Origin of the sequence: Bacillus sp. NTK034, assembly GCF_017303275.1 — a bacterium.
Classification (GTDB): Bacteria; Bacillota; Bacilli; order Bacillales; family Cytobacillaceae; genus Cytobacillus.
In genome coordinates, this window is sequence record NZ_JAFKOJ010000008.1 from 81,124 (window position 1) to 103,750 (window position 22,627).

Here is a 22,627-nt window from a genome sequence, read left to right on the forward strand (position 1 = left end):
GGTGTATATGTTGATAGCAGCAGAATCGATAAGTACTTTAAAGACTTATTTTAGAGAAGACCAGATAAGTAAATATGAAGTTTCAAGCCGATTAGGCAACTCTGGGGAATTGATTGTTTTACCGGAAACAGAAGATGAGATTGCAGCTGTACTTAAGCATGCAGATTTGAATGGTCTAACCATCAACATTATGGGCGGTGGCACAAAACGCGGATTCGGAGGCTTAAATGAAAAAGCAGATCTTCTTTTATCGCTTGAAAAATATACAGGGATTGTGGAACACACACCTGGTGATATGACAGTAACAGTAAGATCCGGTACTCGTTTTAAAGACCTTCAGGATTATCTGGCAAAGCATAATCAAAAAATATCTCTCGATCCTTTTTGGCCCCAAAATGCCACAATAGGCGGAGTCATTGCAGCAAATGAAAGCGGACCCAAAAGATTGGGCTATGGTTCAGCCCGTGATGCAGTCATTGGATTAAGGACAGTTTATCCGGATGGAAAGGTAATACGCTCCGGCGGCAGAGTTGTAAAAAATGTTGCCGGCTATGACATGAATAAACTGTTTATAGGATCGATGGGAACACTTGGTGTAATTTCTGAAATAACCTTAAAGCTTCGCCCAATTCCTAAATGTGAGAGTTTGGTTCTCGTTTCGTTCGCAAAAGGAGATCTCGAGGAAATAAAGGCGTTTGCAGTAAAGGTTTTGGATTCTATGATTGAACCGGTTTCGCTTGAGCTGCTGAATCCGGCACTTTCAGATAAGCTTGCCGGAATAAATTCCTACACCGTTGCCATGAGTTTTGAAGATGTGGAGAGTTCAGTTCGTTATCAGGAAGTTTTTGTGGGAAATATGCTGCCGAAAGATGCGAAATTGAGTATAAGCTCTAAGGAAAACGCGGATTTGTTTTGGGACCGCTTTTATAGGCACATCCCTAATGGGGCACATAAGGAATTGCCAATCCAAACTGAAGCCTCCTTTAAAATTGGAACTGTAAATCTCGACGCGGTAAAAGTATTAAAGGAAACTGAACTGCTGCAGGATAAATTCAATGTGAAAATCGAATCACATGGAGGTCTGGGTCATGGATTGAGTCAAGTGACCATTAGAGGAGCAGAGCCAGATGTCGCCAATGCTGCTGTAAATGTAAGGCAGATCGCTGAAAAAGATGGAGGATACGCGATTGCAAAACACCTTCCATTTGAACTTCGGAAAAAAGTGGATGTATGGGGAAATAAACCTTCTTATTTCTTTTTGCTCCAGGGGATTAAAACAAAGGTCGACCCAAATAAAACATTAAGCCCAAACAGATTCATAGGAGGGATTTAAATGAGTGTCCGGGAACTCGATTTAAAGCAGGAACCGCCATGTACGTCGGGATTGGGAAACTATTTATGGAGTGATCCGCCAGATGAAAAGAAATGGGCTGACTGTGTCCATTGCGGAATGTGTCTGGAATCATGCCCGACATATGAACAGACAGGTCAGGAACAGCATTCTCCACGGGGGCGTGTGCACCTAATCAAATCTGTGGCTGAAGGGAAACTTCAAGTAAATGAGCAATTCATGGACCCTGTGTTTCAATGTCTGGATTGCCGCGCCTGTACAACTGCATGCCCGGCTGATGTCGATGTTGGCGGTTTGATTGAGGAAGCACGCGGCCAGATTCGGCAGGCAATGCCATTGACTGGTGTAAAAGGAGCCATCAGCAAGTTTTTTCTTCATGACCTTTTCCCTCACCAGAATCGCTTAAATACGCTAGGCGGCCTTCTGAAATTCTATCAAAAAAGCGGCATGCAAAAAGCGGTCCGGAAAACCAAATTAATCAATATCATGCCGCAGCACCTTGTCGATATGGAATCCATCATGCCTGAGGTGAAAGAGCCTATAAAAAAGAAATATAAAGACGTTAAAGTAATCAAAGCAAAAGGGGAGACAAAGCAGGAAGTTGCGATGCTGACCGGCTGTGTTATGGATGTTATGTTCAGTGATATTAACGAATCGACGATAAATGTACTGACCCGAAATGGAAATGATGTTGTCATTCCCCAAAGCCAAACATGCTGCGGTGCCCTGCATGTTCACGCGGGAGACCGTGATATGGGCAGGAAGCTGGCGAAGCAGAATATGGAAGCATTCAAAGACTTTGATAAAGTGATTGTTAATGCAGCCGGATGCGGGTGCATGATGAAGGAATACGCAGAATTATTTAAGGAAGACCCGGAACTGCATGCAAAAGCGGAAAAGTTCTCTGAAAAGGTTGAGGATATTTCAAAATTTCTTCATGATACAGGCTATGAAAAGCCAAAGGGTGAAATGAACACTAGAATAACTTACCATGATGCCTGCCATTTAGCGCATGGTCAGGGAATCCGCCAGCAGCCGCGCGATATTCTCCTTGATATTCCTGGTGTAGACATGGTCCACATGCCAAATTCAGACCGTTGCTGCGGGAGTGCAGGGATATACAATATTACCAATCCGGAAATGGCCAATGCGGTACTTGAAAGCAAAATGGAAAATGTTCCAGATGATGTGGAAATGATCTCAATGGGAAATCCCGGCTGTATGCTGCAAATGGCAATGGGAGTTCAAAAATACGGCAGGAATCAGAAAATTGTCCATACTGTCCAGCTTCTTGACTGGGCTTACCAAAAGGAAGACCGTGTGAAGGAGGGAAAAGAGTGAGAACGAAAGATCGGATTAAATCACAGGACAAACATATCTTAAATTTGGCTGAAATTGTGGGCGGTTCCCGTTCCATTCTTTACCAGAAGGAAGATCTTGTTGCTTATGACTGTGACGGCTTTACGATCCATAAGCACTTGCCCAAGGCAGTCGTTTTTCCAAAGAATACACAAGAAGTGGCGGAAATTGTCAAGTACTGCTCGGAAAACAATCTCCCCTTTCTCGCCAGGGGGGCAGGTACGGGGCTGAGCGGCGGAGCCATACCTCTTAATGGAGAAATAATAATCAGTATGGTAAGGATGAAAAAACTTATTAGCGTTGATCTTGAAAATCGCCGCGCCGTAGTGGAGCCTGGATTTGTAAATCTGAAACTCACGAACTCAATATCCGATAAAGGCTATTATTACGCACCAGATCCATCCAGCCAATACTGCTGTACAATTGGCGGCAATGTTGCAGAAAATGCCGGAGGTGCCCATTGTCTGAAATACGGAGTTACTACAAACCATATTCTTGGACTTGAAGTGGTCATGCCTAATGGCGAGATAGTGGAAATTGGCAAAGACGGTATTCCCGATGCTCCCGGATATGATTTGCTGGGTCTGATCACAGGTTCTGAAGGGACCCTAGGAATTGTGACAAAAATAACTGTAAGGGTACTAAAAAACCCTGAAGGAAAGCAGACTGTCCTTGCCTACTTTGATCGGGTTGAAGATGGAAGCCAGGCAGTATCAGATATAATATCTGCGGGTATTGTGCCAGCAGCCCTTGAAATGATGGATAAGACTGCTATTGAAGGGGTGGAAGCTGCTGCTTTTCCGGTAGGCCATCCAAAAGATATAGAAGCAGTTCTTTTAATAGAAGTGGATGGAATTGCAGCGGGAATTGAGGAACAGATCGACCAAATCCTTGAGGTTTGCAGAAAGAGGAATGTCCGTGAAGTCCGTGCGGCCGGAAGTGAAGAGGAAAGAGCAAGATGGTGGGCGAACCGTAAGACAGGCTTTGGTGCCATGGGAGCCATTTCTCCTGATTATCTGGTTCAGGATGGGGTCATCCCTCGAAGCAAGCTGCCTGAAGTTTTGAGCAGGATCAACCAGATTAGCAGTGAATCGGGGTTGAGAATTGCTAATATTTTTCATGCGGGAGATGGAAACCTGCATCCTCTTGTCCTTTTTGACGCAAGGATACCAGGAGAATCAGAGAAAGCTCTTGAAGCTGGGAGCCAGTGCCTAAAAGTCTGCGCCGATGTTGGAGGTACCATAACTGGAGAACATGGTGTCGGCATAGAAAAGCGGGAAGAAATGCGATTTGTTTTCACAGAAGAAGAAATAGCTGCCCAGACAGAAATCCGGGAAGTCTTTAATCCTCATAATCTGCTGAATGCCGGAAAGCTGTTCCCATCGCCAGGCAGATGTGCTGAAATCAAAAAAGAGATGAAGGCCCAGGCAATTTCATAAGAAATGCCCAGCCTTAAATAGAAGAAGGCTGGGCATTTACCGAATGTTGGAAAATTTTATCAAATCGCAGAATAAAGTTGTGTGAAAATTATTGAAAATTCATTTGGAAACATGCTATTATTTTTTTAAGAGAATGTTAGAAACGCCGTTTTGTAATAAGAAACAATCGCATTAAACTTAAAATGGTAAAGCAGCAACCAAAGGAGGAAATGAATAATGGGGAACTATGTGAAAACAGGAAGCCTGCAAGTTGCAAGGGAGCTGTATGAATTTATTAATTCTGAGGCACTGCCGGGAAGCGGAGTGGATCAGGAACCATTTTGGTCAGGCTTGGAAGCGCTTATAAACGATCTGACGCCTAAAAATAAAGCATTGCTGGCGAAGCGGGATGAAATTCAGCATAAGCTGAACAATTGGCACAGAGAAAATCAAGATTTTGATTTTAATAGCTATAAGTCATTTTTAGAAGAGATCGGCTATCTTGAGCCAAGGGCCGAAGATTTTAACATTACTACAGAAAACGTGGATGATGAAGTAGCTGTGAAGGCTGGACCACAATTGGTCGTTCCAGTTAATAACGGGCGTTATGCGATCAATGCAGCGAATGCCCGTTGGGGAAGCTTATACGATGCACTTTACGGCACAGATGCAATCAGTGAAGAAAACGGGGCAAATAGAGATGGCGGGTATAATCCTGTAAGGGGAGAAAAGGTTATTGCGTTTGCCAGGGAATTCCTTGATCAAACCGCTCCTCTGTCAAGCGGTTCCCATAAAGATGCTGTTCAATATAAAGTGGAAGAAGATAAGCTGGCTGTTGTACTTAATAATGGCGAAATTGCAAATCTAAAAGAAGAAGCAAAGTTTGCCGGATACCAGGGAGAGAAGGATCAGCCTTCTGCGGTACTTCTAAAGAATAATGGCCTTTATTTTGAAATTCAAATTGACAGAGGCCACACGATTGGAAAAACGGATGATGCCGGAGTAAAGGATGTTTTGCTTGAAGCTGCAATTACTACAATTATGGATTGTGAAGATTCAGTAACAGCAGTTGATGCTGAAGATAAGGTCCTTGTGTACCGTAACTGGCTCGGATTAATGAAGGGTGACCTTTCCGCCAACTTTACGAAGGGCGCTAAATCAATGACACGTACATTAAACCCTGACCGTTCGTATGTTTCTCCAAATGGAAAGGAGTTCTCATTATCAGGACGCTCATTGATGTTTGTCAGGAATGTCGGACATTTAATGTCCATTAATGCGATTTTGGATGCAGACGGAAATGAAGTGCAGGAAGGTATCCTGGATACGGTAATTACCAGCCTGATTGGCAAGCATACATTACTTGGAAATGGCCCATACCAAAACTCATCAGAAGGTTCTATTTATATCGTTAAGCCAAAGATGCACGGTTCCAAGGAGGTTGCTTTTGCAAACGAGTTGTTTGACCGGACAGAAGATCTGCTCGGACTTGAGCGGAATACACTAAAAATTGGTGTAATGGATGAAGAGCGCCGTACATCTTTGAACCTGGCAGCCTGCATCCGTGAAGTAAAGGAGCGCATCGTCTTCATAAACACCGGATTCCTTGACCGGACTGGGGATGAGATGCATACTTCCATGGAAGCTGGCCCAATGATCCGCAAGAATGACATGAAGGCAACAGCCTGGCTAAAAGGCTATGAAAAATCCAATGTCAATACAGGCCTTGAAACAGGATTCCAGGGCCGTGCACAAATTGGAAAAGGTATGTGGGCTATGCCTGATCTGATGGCTGCCATGATGGAGCAGAAGATCGGCCATCTGAACGCAGGAGCAAATACTGCCTGGGTACCGTCTCCAACTGCTGCCACTCTTCATGCTTTACACTATCATCAGGTGGAAGTTCAAAAGGTGCAAAACCAGCTGCTGGGAGAAATTTCGGACCTTCGTGATGAAATCCTGCAGATTCCGGTTGCTGAAAATCCGCAATGGAATCCGGAGGAAGTCCAAGAAGAACTGGATAACAACGCACAGGGTATCCTGGGATATGTTGTCCGCTGGGTTGAGCAGGGCATCGGCTGTTCTAAAGTTCCAGATATCAATAATATTGGATTAATGGAGGACCGTGCGACATTAAGGATATCAAGCCAGCATGTTGCGAATTGGCTCCACCATGGAATCTGCACGAAGGAGCAAGTGCTTGAGACACTGAAGAAAATGGCAAAGGTTGTAGATGAACAAAATAGTGGAGATCCCGCTTACCGCCCAATGGCTGCTGACTTCGATCAATCGGTTGCATTCCAGGCAGCATGTGACCTTGTTTTTGAGGGCTATGAACAGCCAAATGGCTATACAGAACCGATTTTGCACCGCCGCCGTCTTGAAGCGAAGTCCAAGTATGCTGTTAAGCAGTAGTAGTTTTAGAACAGGGCATGGATATGCCCTGTTTTTCTAAAGATCTGCAGACTTAAAGAAATCGAGGGGAGAAGGAAAAGATGAAATTTACTAGGTTTGAAGTTAATGGAGCAGTATATACAGGAGTCTCAGAGGGTGGCCAATTAAAAGAAATCAAAGGTGATATTTTCGGAGATTGGGAATATACTGGCCAGAGTTTTTCTCAGGATGCTGCTAAACAGCTTGCACCCTTGGTTCCAAATCAGATTATTGGAATTGGAGCTAACTATGTGTCAGTGAAATCAGATTTGCCTGAGACACTCCCGGAAATTCCTGTATTCTTCTATAAGCCTGTATCTTCTGTTATAGGGCCAGATGAGGATATTATCATTCCTGAAGGCATTGAAGAGGTGAAATTTGAATCCGAACTGGCAGTGGTCATTGGCAGAGAAGCTAAAAATGTAGCAGAGTCAGATGTGCTTGATTATGTTTTTGGCTATACAGTTGGGAATGATGTTACTGCACCTCAATTCTTCCATAATGATGGGCATTGGACTATTGGCAAATCCTTTGACACATTTACTCCACTTGGTCCCGTAATTGAAACAGAACTGGATCCGTTTCAGGTTAAAGTGGAAGCAAAATTAAACGGCTCAGAGAAACAGAACAGCAGCACAGATTTAATGATTATCCCGATCCGAAAAATGATTTCCTACCTGACTAATGTCATGACTCTGATGCCAGGAGACATAATCCTTACAGGAAGTCCTGTTGGAGCTGAGATGGTTAAGTCAGGCGATATTATCGAATGTGAGATCAAAGAGATTGGGACTCTGCGGAATACTTTTGCAGTGGCACGTGAAAGCGCAAAAACGGTATAATCTATCTGTAATCGATTAAGGTTTTTGCACCAGAGGTGAGTGTTGTGGAAAGAGAAAACATGGTCAAGTCCGTCAGCAGGGCACTGGATATTATTACATTGATCAGCCTGAAAAAAAGCGGTCTTGGCGTAACGGAAATTGCCAATCAGATTGATATCAATAAAAGCTCTGTTTATCGTATTCTTTCTACTCTTGTTCAGTACGGATATATAGAACAGGATAGCGAGACCGGCAAGTACAAATTAGGGTATAAATTCCTGGAGATCAGTTCAAAACTGCTTGAATCAATCGATCTGCGTGCAGAGGCAAGACCTTTTTTGCAGGAGCTGGAAAATGAAACTAATGAAGTCATTCATTTGGTCGTTTACGATCAGGGAGAGGTTGTGTACATCGAGAAGCTTGAGGGCAATGAGACTCTAAGGATGCATTCTAAAGTCGGAAAACGTGCTCCAATGCATTGCACATCTGTCGGTAAAGCTATTCTGGCTCATCTGCCTTCAAGTGTTGTTATTGATATCCTTGAAAGAAAAGGGATGCCGGTCCATACAGATAAAACCATTACGGATAAGGATGAATTTATGAAAGAACTGGGGCAGGTCAGGCAAAATGGCTATGCACTTGATCTTGAAGAAAATGAATACGGGATTACATGTGTTGCCGTTCCTATTTTTGACCACCTCGGCAAGGTCATTGCTGCAGTCAGTATTTCAGGCCCGACAATGAGAATGACAAGTGATCGTCTTGATGCATTAAAATCTATAATGGTAAGAACAGGACAAGGGATTTCCGTCCGGCTGGGACATGTCAGCCGAATAAGTTAGGTTTAGCCCAATATATCTTGATAAAAAGATATATTGGGCTAATTTTTTTGTATATACATACAAATATTTTTGTGTAAATACATAGATTAAATTTTCCAAATATTATTGAAATTATGAAAAATGTTTGTATAATAAAAATAAGCTTGGTTCATTGTTGTATAACAAAACAATTATAGTTATATAACATGTTTCGTAGTCCGCAACAAAGTGCAATTATTGTTCGCTATTACAAAACAAAAGGGGGAAAAGTAATTAATGAGTACTGGAATGTTAGCTTTATTATCATTATTGCCAATAATCGCAGTCGCAGTATTCCTTGTCGGACTGAGATGGCCGGCAAGTAAGGCTATGCCCATCTCGTACCTTGTAGCAGTTGTACTGGCGCTATTTGTCTGGAAGGTGTCGGGTGCAAAAGTAGCGGCTGCATCCATTAATGGCCTGGTTGTCGCCGGAACACTCCTATACATTATTTTTGGTGCAATTCTGCTTCTGAATACTCTGCAGGAAAGCGGCGGATTAAAGACCATACGCCAGGGATTTACCGATATCTCTCCTGACCGCAGAATTCAAGTGATTATCATTGCCTGGCTGTTTGGATCTTTCATTGAAGGCGCATCAGGGTTTGGGACTCCTGCAGCAGTAGCTGTACCGCTATTGGTTGGGCTGGGCTTCCCGGCGATGGCAGCTGTAATTGCCGGGATGGTCATTCAAAGCACACCAGTTTCATTCGGTGCAGTAGGTACTCCTATGCTCGTTGGTGTTCAGACCGGCTTATCTGGCAATGCGAGCCTTACAGATAATCTGCTTGGCCTGGTAACGCAAATTGCCGGACAAGTAGCTATTCTCCATATGATTGCAGGCACATTAATTCCTTTATTTGTGGTAGCTTTAATGACAAGATTCTTTGGCAAGAACAAATCATTTACAGATGGGATAAAAATTTGGAAGTTTGCACTGTTCGCTTCTTTTGCCATGACAATCCCTTATGTAATTGTCGCAAATGTTCTTGGACCTGAATTCCCGTCTATGATTGGCGGATTAGCTGGTTTAGCAATTGTTGTTTTTGCAGCTAAAAAAGGTTTTCTTATGCCTCCTAAGGATCAGGTCTGGGATTTTGAAGAGAAATCCAAGTGGGATCCTGAGTGGACCGGCAAACTTGAAATCAAAGCAGTTGCTCATAAAAGCGGAAGCATGACCATGATGCGTGCCTGGACTCCTTATGTTTTAGTCGGTCTGTTTTTAGTATTGTCGAGATTGAAATCGCTTCCATTTTTAGGGTGGCTTCAGTCGTGGACTGTTAAGTTTGAAAACATTTTTGATTCCGGCATCACCTCAAGTTTCCAGCCGCTGTATTTGCCGGGTACCATTTTTATTCTTGTATCCGTTATCACCTATTTTATTCATGGAATGAATTCCAGTTCATACAAAAAAGCCTGGGCAGATTCAGGAAAGACAACTGTAGCTGCTTCAACAGCTTTAATTTTCACAGTTCCGATGGTACAGGTTTTCATCAATACCGGCGGGGGAGATGCTGGCTATAATCAGATGCCGATCGAACTCGCAAATGGTGCCGCAGCTCTTGCTGGAGAATTCTGGCCATTCTTCGCAACGTTTATAGGAGGTATTGGTGCATTTATCGCAGGAAGTAATACTGTAAGTAATATGATGTTTTCTTTATTCCAATATGATGTTGGTTCGCAGATAGGAGTGGATGCAACCTGGATTGTAGCCCTTCAGGCAGTCGGCGGAGCAGCTGGAAACATGATATGTGTCCATAACGTGGTGGCTGCATCAGCTGTTGTTGGTCTTGTCGGAAAAGAAGGCGCTGTCATTCGTAAGACTCTGTTCCCATTCTTCTATTATGCATTGCTGGCTGGATCAGTCGGCTACTCGATTGTATGGTATTCGCAAAAAGGAATCTTCAATCTTGGTTCCTTCGTTGCGGTTGGCATCGCAGTCGCAGCTGTATATATCATCGCAACAAACAATAGACGTTCCAACATGATTTTGCCTCCGCCTCCGGTGAATGTGAAATCTGCTAAATAAGAATACTTATAACTGGTTTAGCCCTTTGGCTGAATCAGTTTTTTTTTTAAAAAATTTTATATTTCCTCTTCTCTTTTCCAATTACTTGTAATATAATCTTACTGTATTAACTGTACTATGAATGGTAGTACACTGTATACAGATGGGAGGGTAAGCATGTTTGAATTGGACGTAAGGAGCCGAAAGCCTATATATGAACAGCTGGTTGAGCGGCTTAAAGAGCTGATCATCACCGAGGTCTTAGCAGCAGATGAACAGCTGCCTTCCGTTCGAACGCTGGCCCATCAGCTGACAATCAACCCCAATACGATTCAAAAAGCATACAGGGAACTTGAATCCCAGGGCTATATTTATTCTATAAAGGGGAAGGGCAGTTTTGTCAGTCCAGCGACTCCCAATCTGAACAGTGAAAAAATAGAAAAAGTGAGAAATGAGCTTTCAAAGCTTTTATCAGAAGCTATATATCTTGGAATCACAAGTGATGAATTATTTAAGATGATTCAGAAATTAGAAGCAGCTATAGGGGGTGGGATAGAAGATGATCAAAATCCGTAATGTACGTAAATCATTCGAGGAGATGGATGCTGTCGAAAATGTCTCCATCGAAGTCAATAAAGGGTCCATATACGGCTTGCTTGGGTCAAATGGAGCAGGGAAAACAACGCTCTTGAAGCTTTTGGCAGGCATCTATGCGGAGGATGAGGGGTCTGTTGCTATTGACGGCCAGCCGGTCTTCGAAAATCCGGTAATTAAAGAAAAGATCTTTTTTATTCAGGATCATCCCTATTTTCTTCCTCAATATACAGTTAAGCAAATGGCTCAATTTTATCAAAATATTTACAGCAGATGGGATGACGGCCGCTTTGTGGAACTTGCTGCAATTTTTGAAATGGACATACATAAAAAGATTCATAGATTTTCAAAAGGCATTCAAAGGCAGGCTGCTTTTATCCTTGCTTTGTCTGCCAGGCCGGAAGTTTTAATTTTGGATGAGCCTATGGATGGCCTGGACCCGGTTATGAGAAAAAAAGTGAAAAGCCTGCTTATAGACGAGGTTGCCGAAAGAGAAATGACCATTCTTATTTCCTCTCATAACCTGCGTGAAGTGGAAGATTTATGTGATTTTATTGGCATCATGCATAAAGGGCGTATGATCCTGGAAAAAGACCTGGATGACCTTAAAACAGATACACATAAGATTCAAGTGGCTTTTAAAGGATCTGTACCAGCCATTTTCGATCCACTGAAAATTCTTCATAAAGAAAAAAGAGGCAGTATTATGATCTGCATTGTAAAGGGAAATGCGAAGGAAATATCGTCATATGTAGAACAATTTAAGCCAGTGATTTTTGACATGCTTCCCCTTACATTAGAGGAAATCTTCATTTATGAAATGGGGGACATTGGATATGCAGTCCAAAACATCCTTGGTTAGGAGGGAAATTCTAAAAACGATTTTCAGAAGTGTCGGCTGGGTTTCCATTGTATATTTTCTCGTTCTGTTCTTCGCTATTCCACTTGATATAATAATGAATTCTTCAGAGGAACAGCGGAAATTTCTGGACATTGACAATCTGTTTCAATACAACTTCCAGATCCAGTTTATTTTTAATATATCAGTGCCGGTGATCTTGTCTGTGTTCTTATTCAGATACACACAGGTAAAACAGTATAGCGATTTAATGCACAGCCTCCCAGTCAAGCGGGATTCCATTTTCCATCAGTATGCTTTATCAGGAATCATGCTATTAATTACGCCTGTTTTACTCATTGCTTTAATAGTCCTGATCCTTTACCAGCCCATGAATTTGCAGGAGTTCTATTCAATTGGGGAGATATTCAATTGGGTGGGCATCACCCTTTTATTTAATATTGTGATTTACCTGGCAGGAGTTTCTGTAGGAATGCTGACGGGATTATCCGCCGTTCAGGGTGCCTTAACGTATATTTTCCTCTTGCTCCCTGTAGGCATGATCATTTTAGTCTCTATTAATTTGCCATTCTATTTATTTGGCTATCCAGACCAATATTATATGGCAAGCAAATTTGAGAAGTTTTCTCCCTTAATTGCATTATCTCAGATGAACATGCGCACTCCCTCAAGCGCAGAGGCTGTTATTTATCTCTTGCTTATTTTGTCTCTGTATTGTCTTGGTTTGCAGATCTATAAAAGGAGAAGGATGGAGGCTGTCTCCCATGCCCTGGTTTTTCCGATTACAAAACCCATCTTTAAATATGGTGTAACTTTTTGCACGATGCTTTTAGGGGGGGGATATTTCGGTGAGATGCGCGGCGGCATGAGCTGGCTTATAGCTGGCTACGTGTTTGGAGCATTGATTGGATATGCGGCTGCCGAAATGGTTCTGCAAAAATCATGGCGTGTGACCATTAATGTGAAAGGATTGCTGGCATACACAGCTTTAATGGCGGCTTTATTCGTCTTATTCCAATTTGATTTTACTCAATATGAAAAAAGTGTACCACGGGGCAATGAAATTGAGCGGGTTCATTTTAGCGAGAGTTTTTACCTTTATAGTGATATCGATCATGAGGAACCCTTATATTTGAAAGAATACGAGAATATAGATTTGGTCAGAAGATTTCATGAGACGATTATAAAGGACGAAAACAGGCTTGCGCAGATTCCGGGCCGCGATTCAGTTTTTATCGTGTATGAACTGAAGAATGGCGAAAAGCTAATCCGTGATTACAGGATTAATAAAAAGGAATACCAGCCATTTCTTAAGCTGATTTATGAATCCGATGAATACAAAAAGGCTACCAATGAAATCTATCAGGTTTCAGCCGATGACACTACAAAGATAACGATTACTCCAACTGGACCTGTTAATAAACGGGCGGTCATTACAGACGATAAAGATCTAAAAGAGGCTATTGAGATATTGACGGAAGAAGTTGATTCTGCTTCCTTTGAAGAGCTCCAGGGAAGTGACGAGCCATATGCGCACATTGAGATTTTTTATAATGACAGCAATAAAGCATATATGCCTTGGTATCCTTCTTATGCAAGGTTTGAGGAATGGCTGGAAGAAAAGTCACTATTGAATGAAGCAAGAGTGAACAGCAATGATATCTCTTATGCTTTGGCTGCAAAAGCGAAGGATATCGATATCAATTTTGCAGCCGGGTACTCGTATGAAGAAGTTTTTGAAGAAATGAGAAATAGCAAATCTGCCGTCAAATTAACGGATAAGGAACAATTAGAAAGCAGCTTGAAAAATTCAGAAGGATTCATTGATGGAGACTATATTATTGCGTTCTATTTTGATGAGCAAAGGACAATTGATATTAAAAGCTTCACAGAAAAAACAGTTCCAGCCTTTATAAAAGAACGGCTTCAATAAAAGGTTAGAAACCTATAGGAGAGGGGGATTAAAGTGATTAAACCTTCAGTGGATATGACAGAGGTCTGCAGGCTATACAATAAACGGCTCTATCATATTGCTTATAATATAACAAGGGATCATTATCTTGCACAGGATGTTGTGCAGGAATCGCTGCTCAAAGCATATAAAAAAATGGACAGCATTGATGATCAGGAAAAGCTGGGGGCCTGGTTATCCTCGATTGCAACCAGAACTGCGATTGATTTTGTCCGAAAAGAAAGAAGGACAAATGAGAGAATACAGGATTCCGTTGATTTTGAAAACTGCATGGGAAATAAATATATTGATGCCGGGCTTGAAGCAGAAGTCAATTTGCTTGAGGAGCAGATATATGCTTATGTAGATTCCCTCTCCTATGAACAGAAAAGGGTTTTCCTGCTTAAAACAAAGCACGGGCTGAAAGAGAAAGAAATAGCGGACATTCTCCATCTCAACCCAAACACTGTCAAAACAAAATTGTATCGGGTTAGGCAGCACCTTAGAGAAATTCTTGGCGATCGGTATTTGGCATAGAAAAACAGCTTCTGAAAGGGAGCTGTTTTTTTGTGCAATTACAGGGAATTGATAAATAATCAGCAGGAATTCGGCCACTCAGCAGGAAAATCTGCATTCCTAATGGAAATGTCTTCATAGAAAAACCTGATTAATAAAAGGAGGTTCACTATGGAAGTGAAAGATTGCAGGGCCATTATCACTGGCGGTGCTTCAGGGCTTGGCGAGGCGACTGTGAGAAAAATAGCCGGCTGCGGCGGAAAAGTTCTTATTGCAGATTTGGCGGAGGATCGGGCAAGCCATCTTATCAAGGAACTGGGGGGAAATGTTCTTTTTTTGAAAACGGATGTAACAAAAGAAGAAGACGTAAAAAGAGCAGTGGCATTTGCATCTGAACAATTTGGCAGCTTTAATACTGCCGTTAACTGTGCCGGCATAGGAATTGCCGCCAAGCTGATTGGCCGAAAGGGAGTCCATACACTGGAGATATTCCAAAAGGTCATTACGATTAATCTGATCGGGACTTTTAACGTCATTCGGCTGGCTGCTGAACAAATGGCAAAGAATGAGCCGAATGAACAAGGTGAAAGGGGCGTCATTATTAACACGGCCTCCGTAGCAGCCTTTGAAGGACAAATTGGCCAGGCTGCATATAGTGCATCAAAGGGCGGTGTGGTTGGCATGACCTTGCCAATTGCCAGAGAGCTGGCGGGTTATGGAATTCGTGTTATGACAATTGCCCCCGGTTTGTTTAATACACCTATGTTTGATTCGCTGCCTGAAGAGGCAAGGAATTCCTTGGGGCAAATGGTGCCTTTTCCTTCAAGGCTGGGATATCCTGAGGAGTATGCCAGGCTGGCAGAGAGTATTTTAGTGAATCCGATGCTGAATGGAGAAACGATCCGTCTGGATGGCGGCATCCGTATGCAGCCAAAGTAATAAAGAGAGAGCGGTTCTTTATACAAAGGCAGTTTCCGCAAGGTTTGTTGCTTTTTGTATATTAATTAATTAGTTGATTGGAGAGAGCAGCCTGGAGCGTAAATCAACGGACAACAATGATAGGCGAAAAAAATTTATACGAAAAAAGACTTTACGAAAGACAGATATTTTAAAAAAATGAATTTTAAATGTTCTAAAAATATAGATAATTATTGTACAATATAATTGTAAGCCTTTACAAAGGCAGTGAATAATACTTTGTGTTATGTCAAAAAATTTTTAGATTCGGAGGATCATAATATGGCTGCTTCATACATACAGGAAGAGCATGAAATTTTTCGGGAATCTCTGCGTAAGTTTTTAGAGAAGGAAGCATATCCGTATTATGACAAATGGGAAGAGGACAGGATCATTCCCCGGGATTTTTGGCACAAGATGGGGGAGCAAGGTTTTTTATGCCCTGATATTGATGAAAAATATGGCGGAAGCAATGTTGATTGGGGCTTCTCAGTAGTCATTAATGAAGAACTTGAACGGGTTGGTTCAGGCATGGTGGGAATTGGGCTCCACAATGATATTGTTGTTCCTTACATTACTGCTTATGGAACAGATGAGCAAAAGGAAAGGTGGCTGCCAAAGTGTGCAGAAGGTGAAATCATTACTGCTATCGCAATGACTGAACCTGGCGCCGGATCTGATTTAGCCGGCATCAGAACGACAGCAAGGCTTGATGGGGACCATTACATAGTGAATGGTGAAAAGACCTTTATAACCAATGGAATTCATGCCGATTTAATCATCATAGCCTGTAAAACCAATCCCAATGCAGTTCCCAGGCATAAAGGAGTAAGCTTGCTTGCGATCGAGAGGGGAACAAAGGGGTTTTCAAGAGGAAGAAAATTAAACAAGGTTGGCCTTCACTGTCAGGATACGGCAGAGTTAATTTTTGAAGATTGCATGGTTCCGAAAGAAAATCTGATTGGAGAAGAAGGGAAAGGTTTTCTGTATTTGATGGATAAGCTGCAGCAGGAAAGACTTGTCGTTGCAATCGCTGCCCAGGTGGCTGCAGAGGAAATGCTTAATTTAACAATGAATTATGTTAAGAATCGCGAGGCATTCGGAAAACCGGTCAGCCAGTTTCAAAACACTCAATTTAAGATTGCCGAAATGGCAACAGATATTGAGATGGGAAGGTCGTTTCTTGATCAATTGATCACAGAGCATATGGCAGGGAAAGATGTAGTTACAAAGGTCTCCATGGCGAAATGGAAGCTTACTGAAAACGCCCGGAATATTGCCGCAGAATGCATGCAGCTTCATGGCGGCTATGGCTACATGGAAGAATACGAGATTGCGAGGAGATACAGGGATATACCAGTTGCCAGTATATATGCAGGTACAAATGAAATCATGAAAACTATTATTGCGAAGAACATGGGTTTATAAGGAGGAGTAAACATGCGTGAAGCTGTCATTGTCGAAGGTGTCAGAACACCAGTAGGAAGAAAAAACGGCTTTTTAAAAGATATCAGGGCGGATGATCTGGCTGCTGAAGCACTAAAGGCACTTGTCGGACGTGCAGGCATAGATCCGCATTTCATTGATGATGTCATTCTTGGATGTGTCTCGCAAATAGGCGAACAAACAGGGGATATTGCAAGGGTCGCAGCATTGATAGCCGGTTTTCCGATTGAAGTGCCGGGGACCACCATTGACCGTCAATGCGGCTCCAGCCAGCAGGCTGTTCATTTTGCAGCTCAGGCGATTTTGGCGGGAGATATGGATATTGTGATCGCAGGCGGTGTCGAAAGCATGTCCCGTGTCCCTATCGGCTCCAGTTATCAGGGTGCAGGATTCAGTGAAAAACTGACAGACAGACATGAAATCATTCACCAGGGTTTATCAGCTGAACGCATTGCTGAAAAATATGGTTTTACAAGAGAAGAACTTGATCACTATTCATTAGAGAGCCACCAAAAGGCTTTAAAAGCACAGGCGGAAAAGCGTTTTGAGAGAGAGATTGCACCCTTAGATGCGACATTGTCTGATGGGCAGCTTATGACGGTATCGGAGGACTCCGGCCCCAGAAAGGAAACTTCGCTGGAAGCACTAGGAAGCTTACGAACTGTTTTTAAAGAGAATGGAGTCATTCATGCAGGGAATTCAAGTCAAATCAGCGATGGGGCCGCTGCACTATTAATTATGTCACGGGATAAAGCAGAGGAGCTTGGAATGAAGCCAAGGTTCAGGATTCTTGCCCGTACAGCAGTTGGCTCTGATCCTACTTTAATGCTGACTGGACCGATACCGGCAACTGAGAAAGTGTTAAAGAAAGCTGGACTGGCTATTGAGGACATCGACGTGTTTGAAGTGAACGAAGCATTCGCTCCTGTTCCGCTCGCCTGGCTGAAAGAAACAGGAGCCGATCCCGCAAAGCTTAATCCAAACGGCGGAGCCATTGCACTCGGCCATCCTCTGGGGGGCAGCGGTGCACGGCTGATGGTTACCATGATGCATGAACTGGAAAGAACAGGGGGGCGCTATGGACTGCAGACCATGTGTGAAGGCCTTGGAATGGCGAATGCAACTATTATTGAACGATTAGACTGAAAAATGGGGAGGAATAAAAATGACTACTACTATTGGGAGAATTTTTGATTTAACTGCCGGAAAGTTTCCGAATAAAGAAGCCCTGTATGATGTCAGGAAAAATCTTCGTCTTACCTATAAGGAATGGAGTCTTGAGATCAATAAATTGGCGAATTCCTTAATGAATGACGGCGTCAGAAAGGGCGACAGGGTTTCAACCTACCTTTTTAATACAGAGGAACTTGCAACAGCATTCTTTGCATGTGCAAAAATCGGTGCCATTTTTAATCCCATCAACTTTAGGCTGATGTCAGAAGAAGTTGCTTATATCCTTCAGGATGCAGATCCAAAAGTAGTGTTATTTGAACAAATGCTGGAATCCGGCATTACCCCAATTGCTAAACGTTTTCCTCATACTGCCTTCTGGTTCATTGATGACAATGCACCCGGATATGCTTCATCCTATCGGGAAAAAGTGGATGCAGCATCGCACGACGAAATCGAAATAGAAATTGACGAAAATGACTTGTACGCGATTATGTACACGAGCGGTACCACTGGTAGGCCAAAAGGAGTTGTACACAGGCATCGGGATATGGCTGAACAAAGTTTAATCGTAATAGGAGCCACAAAGCTTGAAAGCAGTGACAATGGTCTTGTGACTGCTCCAATGTTCCACTGTGCAGAGCTTCACTGTGCCTTTTTGCCGAGGGTGCATGTGGGGGCTAAAAATACCATCCTCCATCACTTTGATGCAAAAGAAGTATTACAGTTAATTTCAGATGAGAAGATTACAAAGTTTTTTGCAGCACCTACCATGTGGAATATGCTGCTGCAGGAAAACTTAAGCGATTATAATCTGGAAAGCCTGAAGCTGGGACTGTATGGAGCAGCTCCAATGGCGCCGGCACTTGTGTATGCATGCCGGGAAAAATTAGGCATCTCCCTTGTACAGGCATATGGAATGACCGAGATGGGGCCTGCCATTACGTTTTTATCTGAAGATGATCAGATCCGGAAAGCAGGGTCTGCAGGACAGGCATGTTTAAACCATGAAATAAGGATTGTAAGACCGAATGAAAATGGTCCATCTGATCCTGATGATATGGTGCCGGCAGGGGAAACAGGTGAAATCATTGTAAAAGGTCCATGCATGATGAATGGTTATTTCAATCGGGATGAGGCAAACAGCCTTGCCATGCATGGAGGCTGGTACCACTCTGGTGACATAGGATATCTGGATGATGAAGGCTATTTGTACGTTAAAGACAGAGTCGATGATATGATCATTAGCGGCGGAGAAAACATTTACCCCCGGGAAGTGGAAGATATTTTATATACGCATATTGGCGTACTGGATGTGGCAGTGATTGGCCAGCCTGATGACCGCTGGGGTGAGACGGTCACAGCATTTGTCGTAAAAAAAGATCCGGCACTATCTGAAAATGAGCTGGATGAACTGTGCAGGAATAGTGATGAACTCGCTAATTATAAGCGGCCAAGAAAATACGTATTCTGTGAAGCGCTGCCAAGGAATGCGAGCGGAAAGATACAGAAGTTTATGCTCCGCAAGCAGCTGGAGGATCTGTTCGCTGACGGAAAAATTTAGCCGGAAGAAAGGGATGCATGATGTTAAAAGGCATAAGAGTAATCGATTTTTCCAATTATCTTCCTGGTCCGTTTGCTTCCCAGAGGCTTGCAGAGCTTGGAGCTGAAGTGATTAAGGTTGAATCTTTGACGGGTGACCCCGCAAGGCAGCTGGATATTCAAATACAGGGTACAGGAGCAGTGTTTGCCGCCAACAACCGAGGTAAAAAAAGCATTACACTCAATCTGAAGAGTGAGGAAGGAAGAAGTGCAGCCCTAAAGCTGATTTCTGAAAGTCATGCCGTGCTGGAAAGCTTTCGGCCAGGAGTCATGAAAAAACTCGGACTTGATTATGAGACTGTAAAAAGACATAAACCTGCTATCGTTTATTGCTCCCTTACAGGCTACGGGGAGAATAAAGATTTTCAATATTTAGGCAGTCATGATTTGAACTATATGGCAGTAAGCGGCGCCCTTTCCCAGCTGAAGGACCGCAGCGGCCGTCCTGTTCACCCGTCCAATACAATAGCGGACTTTATGGGAGGAATGGCTGCGAGCGAAAGGATACTGGCAGCCCTGCTTTCCGGCAAAGGCGGGCATCACTCCATTTCCATTGCTGAAGTGATGGCTTCCATCATGGGAAACCATTTGCTGATTGAAAAAGAAATGGGTTATCCAAATGGACTTCCGGTACTAAGCGGGGAAATCGTCGCCTACTCCATTTATGAGACAAAGGATGCGCGGTTTGCTGCACTTGCTGCATTAGAGCCGAAGTTCTGGATAAACTTCTGCAGGAGTGCCGGCAGAGAGGATTGGATTGATTCCCATTTCTCCCGTGCCTCTGGCAATAATCCTGTATTTTTGGAGATGACCGAATTATTTAAAAGCAGGACATTAAAAGAGTGGACTGAATTCGGGCAAAGAGTTGATTGCTGCCTGACTCCGGTATTGGAGACGGGTGAATTAAAAGACTTTCCACTTTTTAGGAGGATTTATGAACGAGACGGGAATTACCCTTTCGTTAAAATGCATGGAGGAATGGACTCGGCAGTGGATGGCCCTCCAAAACTGGGAGAACATAATGAGGAAGTCTTAAACACTATTGCTGGAATGTCAGCAGAGAAATTAAATTTATGACAGAAAATTAAAGTATGTCCTGAAAGAATGAAGAGTCCCTAATCATGAAGATGATTAGGGACTCTTCATGTTTCATGCCTCAAAAATTGTGACACTTGCGAGATTAAGTCGAGTCACTCTTCCAAATGGATTTTAGCCTTTGAATATTCGAAAGAGAGGGGATGCTGCTGAGATTAAATGGTATAATGAAGGGGAATATATATTAAAATAAACTTTTTTCTATTTTTGGAGTGTGATGGTCACTAGTGCGTTTTATTAAAACAATCCCCAATATAGTCACTTTGGGTAATCTATATTGCGGTTTTCTTTCAATCGGAATGGCAGCCAATGGCGAATTTAAAAATGCAGCAATATTAATTTTAATCGGCATGATGCTTGATAGCATGGACGGCAGGCTGGCAAGAATGCTTAAAGCGGATAGTACGCTTGGAAAAGAACTTGATTCGCTGGCAGATATTGTTACATTTGGTGTTGCCCCTTCATTTTTGGTCTTTTATACATATTTTTTTCAATTTGGAATTCTTGGATTGATTGTTTCAGGTCTTTTTCCTTTATTCGGGGCATATCGGCTTGCCCGATTCAATATCAGTCCCCCAAAGTCCTCATTAAATTATTTTATAGGAGTTCCGATAACAGCAGCAGGAGGGATCATGGCCATACTGACCCTTTTTGGTGACCGTATTCCCAATATCATCACAACTGTTGTGTTTACTGCACTATGCTTTCTAATGGTAAGCAGAATTCGGATCCCCAGCTTTAAGGAAGTTCCTCTTCCAAAATACGGGACGATTGTTACCATTTTTCTAGGAAGTGTCCTGTACGTTATTTATAAGGGCTCCTATGGACCATTCCCCGATTTAATTTATATTGCGATTCCGCTATACATTGCATATTTGACCTACCGGTTCATTAAAGGTAAAAACAAAAAAGATATCGATTAAGTAGAAAAGAGAAAGCGCCTTGCCCACCTTCGGCACCTTGAGGGGGGCTGCTTGCGCAGGAAAGTTATCGAAGTTTAAAGTTATACTTTTTTACAAAAAAAAGGCCGGAATGGCCTTTTTATTTGTAAAATACTTTGTCTATATTATATTTTGCATGAAGGGTATTAATGATATAAGTCTCATAAATTTCGCGCTCCATGCTGTCTTCAACGTAAATGACTGCAATTTTATAGACATCATCACGATGATTTTTTATTGGGGAAACATTATCTTCAAAATGCTTTTTCACGCGCTGCCTTAATTTTCGTGCCTTCCCAGCAAAGAGCAGATCTTCATTCGCATCGAAGAACAGAATCATGCCGCCCTTGTCTCTTGGTATCTTATGATAATCTGTGAAACCATAGACACTGCTAAGGTCACTTTCTCCTGCCTGCCCCGTTTGCCTGCTTCTTGTAATGACGAGATTTGGCTCGGGAATTTCAATTTTTATCAATATCATCACTTCCTATTCTAAGATTAAAGAGTACCATAAATTTCATATGTAATCCACATTAAAAGCATCATGGGATTCTGCCTGGCCCCAGAAACCTAGTGAACTGCAGGTTGCCCTCCTATCTTCGGAACATTTAGAACTCGATCATCTAAAGATCATGCAAAACTTGCCGTGCTACATGTACTGCTGAAAAAATTTTTAAATGCTTGGATTATATAGAGTGTAATTGTTTTTGTCTTTCTTTTGTCATATTCAGCAGCACTTCATTATTAAGCGAGCGTGCCATTTTAAGGGTGAGGTCCAAAATCTTCTTGATTCCTTCCTTCTGGCCGTAATCAATAGCTACCCGATCACATTGAACTTCAGTATCTGTACAGATTATATTCTTTCCAGCCGGATAGGTAATATGTCCAATTTCATGCAAAATTATGGCTTCTTTTATTTCTCTGTCTGAACAGAACTTTTCATAATCATAGACGACAATAAACCATTCATAATGCGCATCCAGGGATCGATAAAACATAGTCAGGAGTCTGCAGTCAATATTCCAAAAGCTCAGCCAGTTTTCATCGTTTAGACCAAAGTTTTTTAAAACAGTATGTTTATCTTCTAATATGGCTATTTTTCTTTCTCGGCCGCAATAGGCTAAGGAAAGCTCTTCACACAAACAGATCAAGTCAGATTCTCCTTTTATTTAATTTCGAATTACTAGCATTGTTATGTAAGCGGCACTTTTTTAATCACCAGCCAATAAGAAATTAATGGATCTGTT

General features: G+C 42.5%; 19 protein-coding genes. 17 read left to right on the forward strand and 2 right to left on the reverse strand.

Annotated elements, in window-relative coordinates; translation table 11 throughout:
* Nucleotides 1–10: 10 nt before the first annotated feature.
* From JI665_RS20645 to pssA, 17 genes are all read left to right on the forward strand, one after another.
* Nucleotides 11–1,333: an FAD-binding oxidoreductase gene (locus tag JI665_RS20645; protein WP_206843962.1), complete on the forward strand. Its 1,323-nt coding sequence runs from the start codon at nucleotides 11–13 to the stop codon at nucleotides 1,331–1,333.
* On the forward strand, nucleotides 1,334–2,692 hold the full coding sequence (locus JI665_RS20650) for a (Fe-S)-binding protein (protein WP_206843426.1): 1,359 nt from the start codon (nucleotides 1,334–1,336) through the stop codon (nucleotides 2,690–2,692).
* The gene (locus JI665_RS20655) at nucleotides 2,689–4,149 is read left to right on the forward strand and encodes an FAD-linked oxidase C-terminal domain-containing protein (protein WP_206843443.1); all 1,461 of its coding nucleotides are present in this window, start codon (nucleotides 2,689–2,691) and stop codon (nucleotides 4,147–4,149) included. Before JI665_RS20650 ends, JI665_RS20655 begins: the two co-directional genes overlap by 4 nt.
* Before the next feature lie 216 nt (nucleotides 4,150–4,365).
* Complete coding sequence (locus tag JI665_RS20660) at nucleotides 4,366–6,543, forward strand: malate synthase G (RefSeq protein ID WP_206843448.1); 2,178 nt, start codon at nucleotides 4,366–4,368, stop codon at nucleotides 6,541–6,543.
* Nucleotides 6,544–6,623: 80 nt separating this feature from the next.
* Complete coding sequence (locus JI665_RS20665) at nucleotides 6,624–7,403, forward strand: fumarylacetoacetate hydrolase family protein (RefSeq protein WP_206843460.1); 780 nt, start codon at nucleotides 6,624–6,626, stop codon at nucleotides 7,401–7,403.
* 44 nt (nucleotides 7,404–7,447) lie between these two features.
* A complete protein-coding gene (locus JI665_RS20670) occupies nucleotides 7,448–8,224 on the forward strand; it encodes an IclR family transcriptional regulator (protein ID WP_206843462.1) in 777 nt (258 codons plus the stop codon).
* A gap of 255 nt (nucleotides 8,225–8,479) precedes the next feature.
* The gene (locus tag JI665_RS20675; RefSeq protein ID WP_206843465.1) at nucleotides 8,480–10,270 is read left to right on the forward strand and encodes an L-lactate permease; all 1,791 of its coding nucleotides are present in this window, start codon (nucleotides 8,480–8,482) and stop codon (nucleotides 10,268–10,270) included.
* Between the two features lie 156 nt (nucleotides 10,271–10,426).
* The gene (locus JI665_RS20680; RefSeq protein WP_206843477.1) at nucleotides 10,427–10,825 is read left to right on the forward strand and encodes a GntR family transcriptional regulator; all 399 of its coding nucleotides are present in this window, start codon (nucleotides 10,427–10,429) and stop codon (nucleotides 10,823–10,825) included.
* Complete coding sequence (locus tag JI665_RS20685) at nucleotides 10,809–11,705, forward strand: ABC transporter ATP-binding protein (RefSeq protein WP_206843480.1); 897 nt, start codon at nucleotides 10,809–10,811, stop codon at nucleotides 11,703–11,705. Before JI665_RS20680 ends, JI665_RS20685 begins: the two co-directional genes overlap by 17 nt.
* Entirely contained in the window at nucleotides 11,680–13,635 is a 1,956-nt protein-coding gene (locus JI665_RS20690; protein ID WP_244671269.1) for a DUF6449 domain-containing protein, read from the forward strand. Before JI665_RS20685 ends, JI665_RS20690 begins: the two co-directional genes overlap by 26 nt.
* A gap of 33 nt (nucleotides 13,636–13,668) precedes the next feature.
* A complete protein-coding gene (locus JI665_RS20695; protein ID WP_312886269.1) occupies nucleotides 13,669–14,190 on the forward strand; it encodes an RNA polymerase sigma factor in 522 nt (173 codons plus the stop codon).
* 150 nt (nucleotides 14,191–14,340) lie between these two features.
* Nucleotides 14,341–15,108 carry a 3-hydroxyacyl-CoA dehydrogenase gene (locus JI665_RS20700; protein WP_206843484.1) on the forward strand — a complete coding sequence of 256 codons (768 nt, stop codon included), beginning with the start codon at nucleotides 14,341–14,343 and terminating at the stop codon, nucleotides 15,106–15,108.
* Between the two features lie 300 nt (nucleotides 15,109–15,408).
* Nucleotides 15,409–16,554: an acyl-CoA dehydrogenase family protein gene (locus JI665_RS20705; RefSeq protein ID WP_206843489.1), complete on the forward strand. Its 1,146-nt coding sequence runs from the start codon at nucleotides 15,409–15,411 to the stop codon at nucleotides 16,552–16,554.
* Nucleotides 16,555–16,566: 12 nt separating this feature from the next.
* The gene (locus JI665_RS20710) at nucleotides 16,567–17,718 is read left to right on the forward strand and encodes a thiolase family protein (RefSeq protein ID WP_206843492.1); all 1,152 of its coding nucleotides are present in this window, start codon (nucleotides 16,567–16,569) and stop codon (nucleotides 17,716–17,718) included.
* Nucleotides 17,719–17,737: 19 nt separating this feature from the next.
* Nucleotides 17,738–19,306, forward strand: coding sequence for a fatty acid--CoA ligase (locus JI665_RS20715; protein WP_206843494.1), 1,569 nt, complete (start codon nucleotides 17,738–17,740; stop codon nucleotides 19,304–19,306).
* Nucleotides 19,307–19,326: 20 nt separating this feature from the next.
* Nucleotides 19,327–20,421, forward strand: a complete 1,095-nt coding sequence (locus tag JI665_RS20720) for a CaiB/BaiF CoA transferase family protein (RefSeq protein WP_206843968.1) — start codon at nucleotides 19,327–19,329, stop codon at nucleotides 20,419–20,421.
* A 245-nt stretch (nucleotides 20,422–20,666) separates the two neighbouring features.
* Nucleotides 20,667–21,362: a CDP-diacylglycerol--serine O-phosphatidyltransferase gene (gene pssA, locus JI665_RS20725; protein ID WP_206843495.1), complete on the forward strand. Its 696-nt coding sequence runs from the start codon at nucleotides 20,667–20,669 to the stop codon at nucleotides 21,360–21,362.
* Between the two features lie 118 nt (nucleotides 21,363–21,480).
* Here pssA and JI665_RS20730 read toward each other — a convergent pair whose 3' ends face one another.
* Together JI665_RS20730 and JI665_RS20735 are read right to left on the reverse strand one after the other, a co-directional pair.
* Entirely contained in the window at nucleotides 21,481–21,855 is a 375-nt protein-coding gene (locus tag JI665_RS20730) for a nucleotide excision repair endonuclease (protein WP_206843497.1), read from the reverse strand.
* A 211-nt stretch (nucleotides 21,856–22,066) separates the two neighbouring features.
* Entirely contained in the window at nucleotides 22,067–22,531 is a 465-nt protein-coding gene (locus JI665_RS20735; RefSeq protein WP_206843499.1) for a hypothetical protein, read from the reverse strand.
* Nucleotides 22,532–22,627 lie beyond the last annotated feature (96 nt).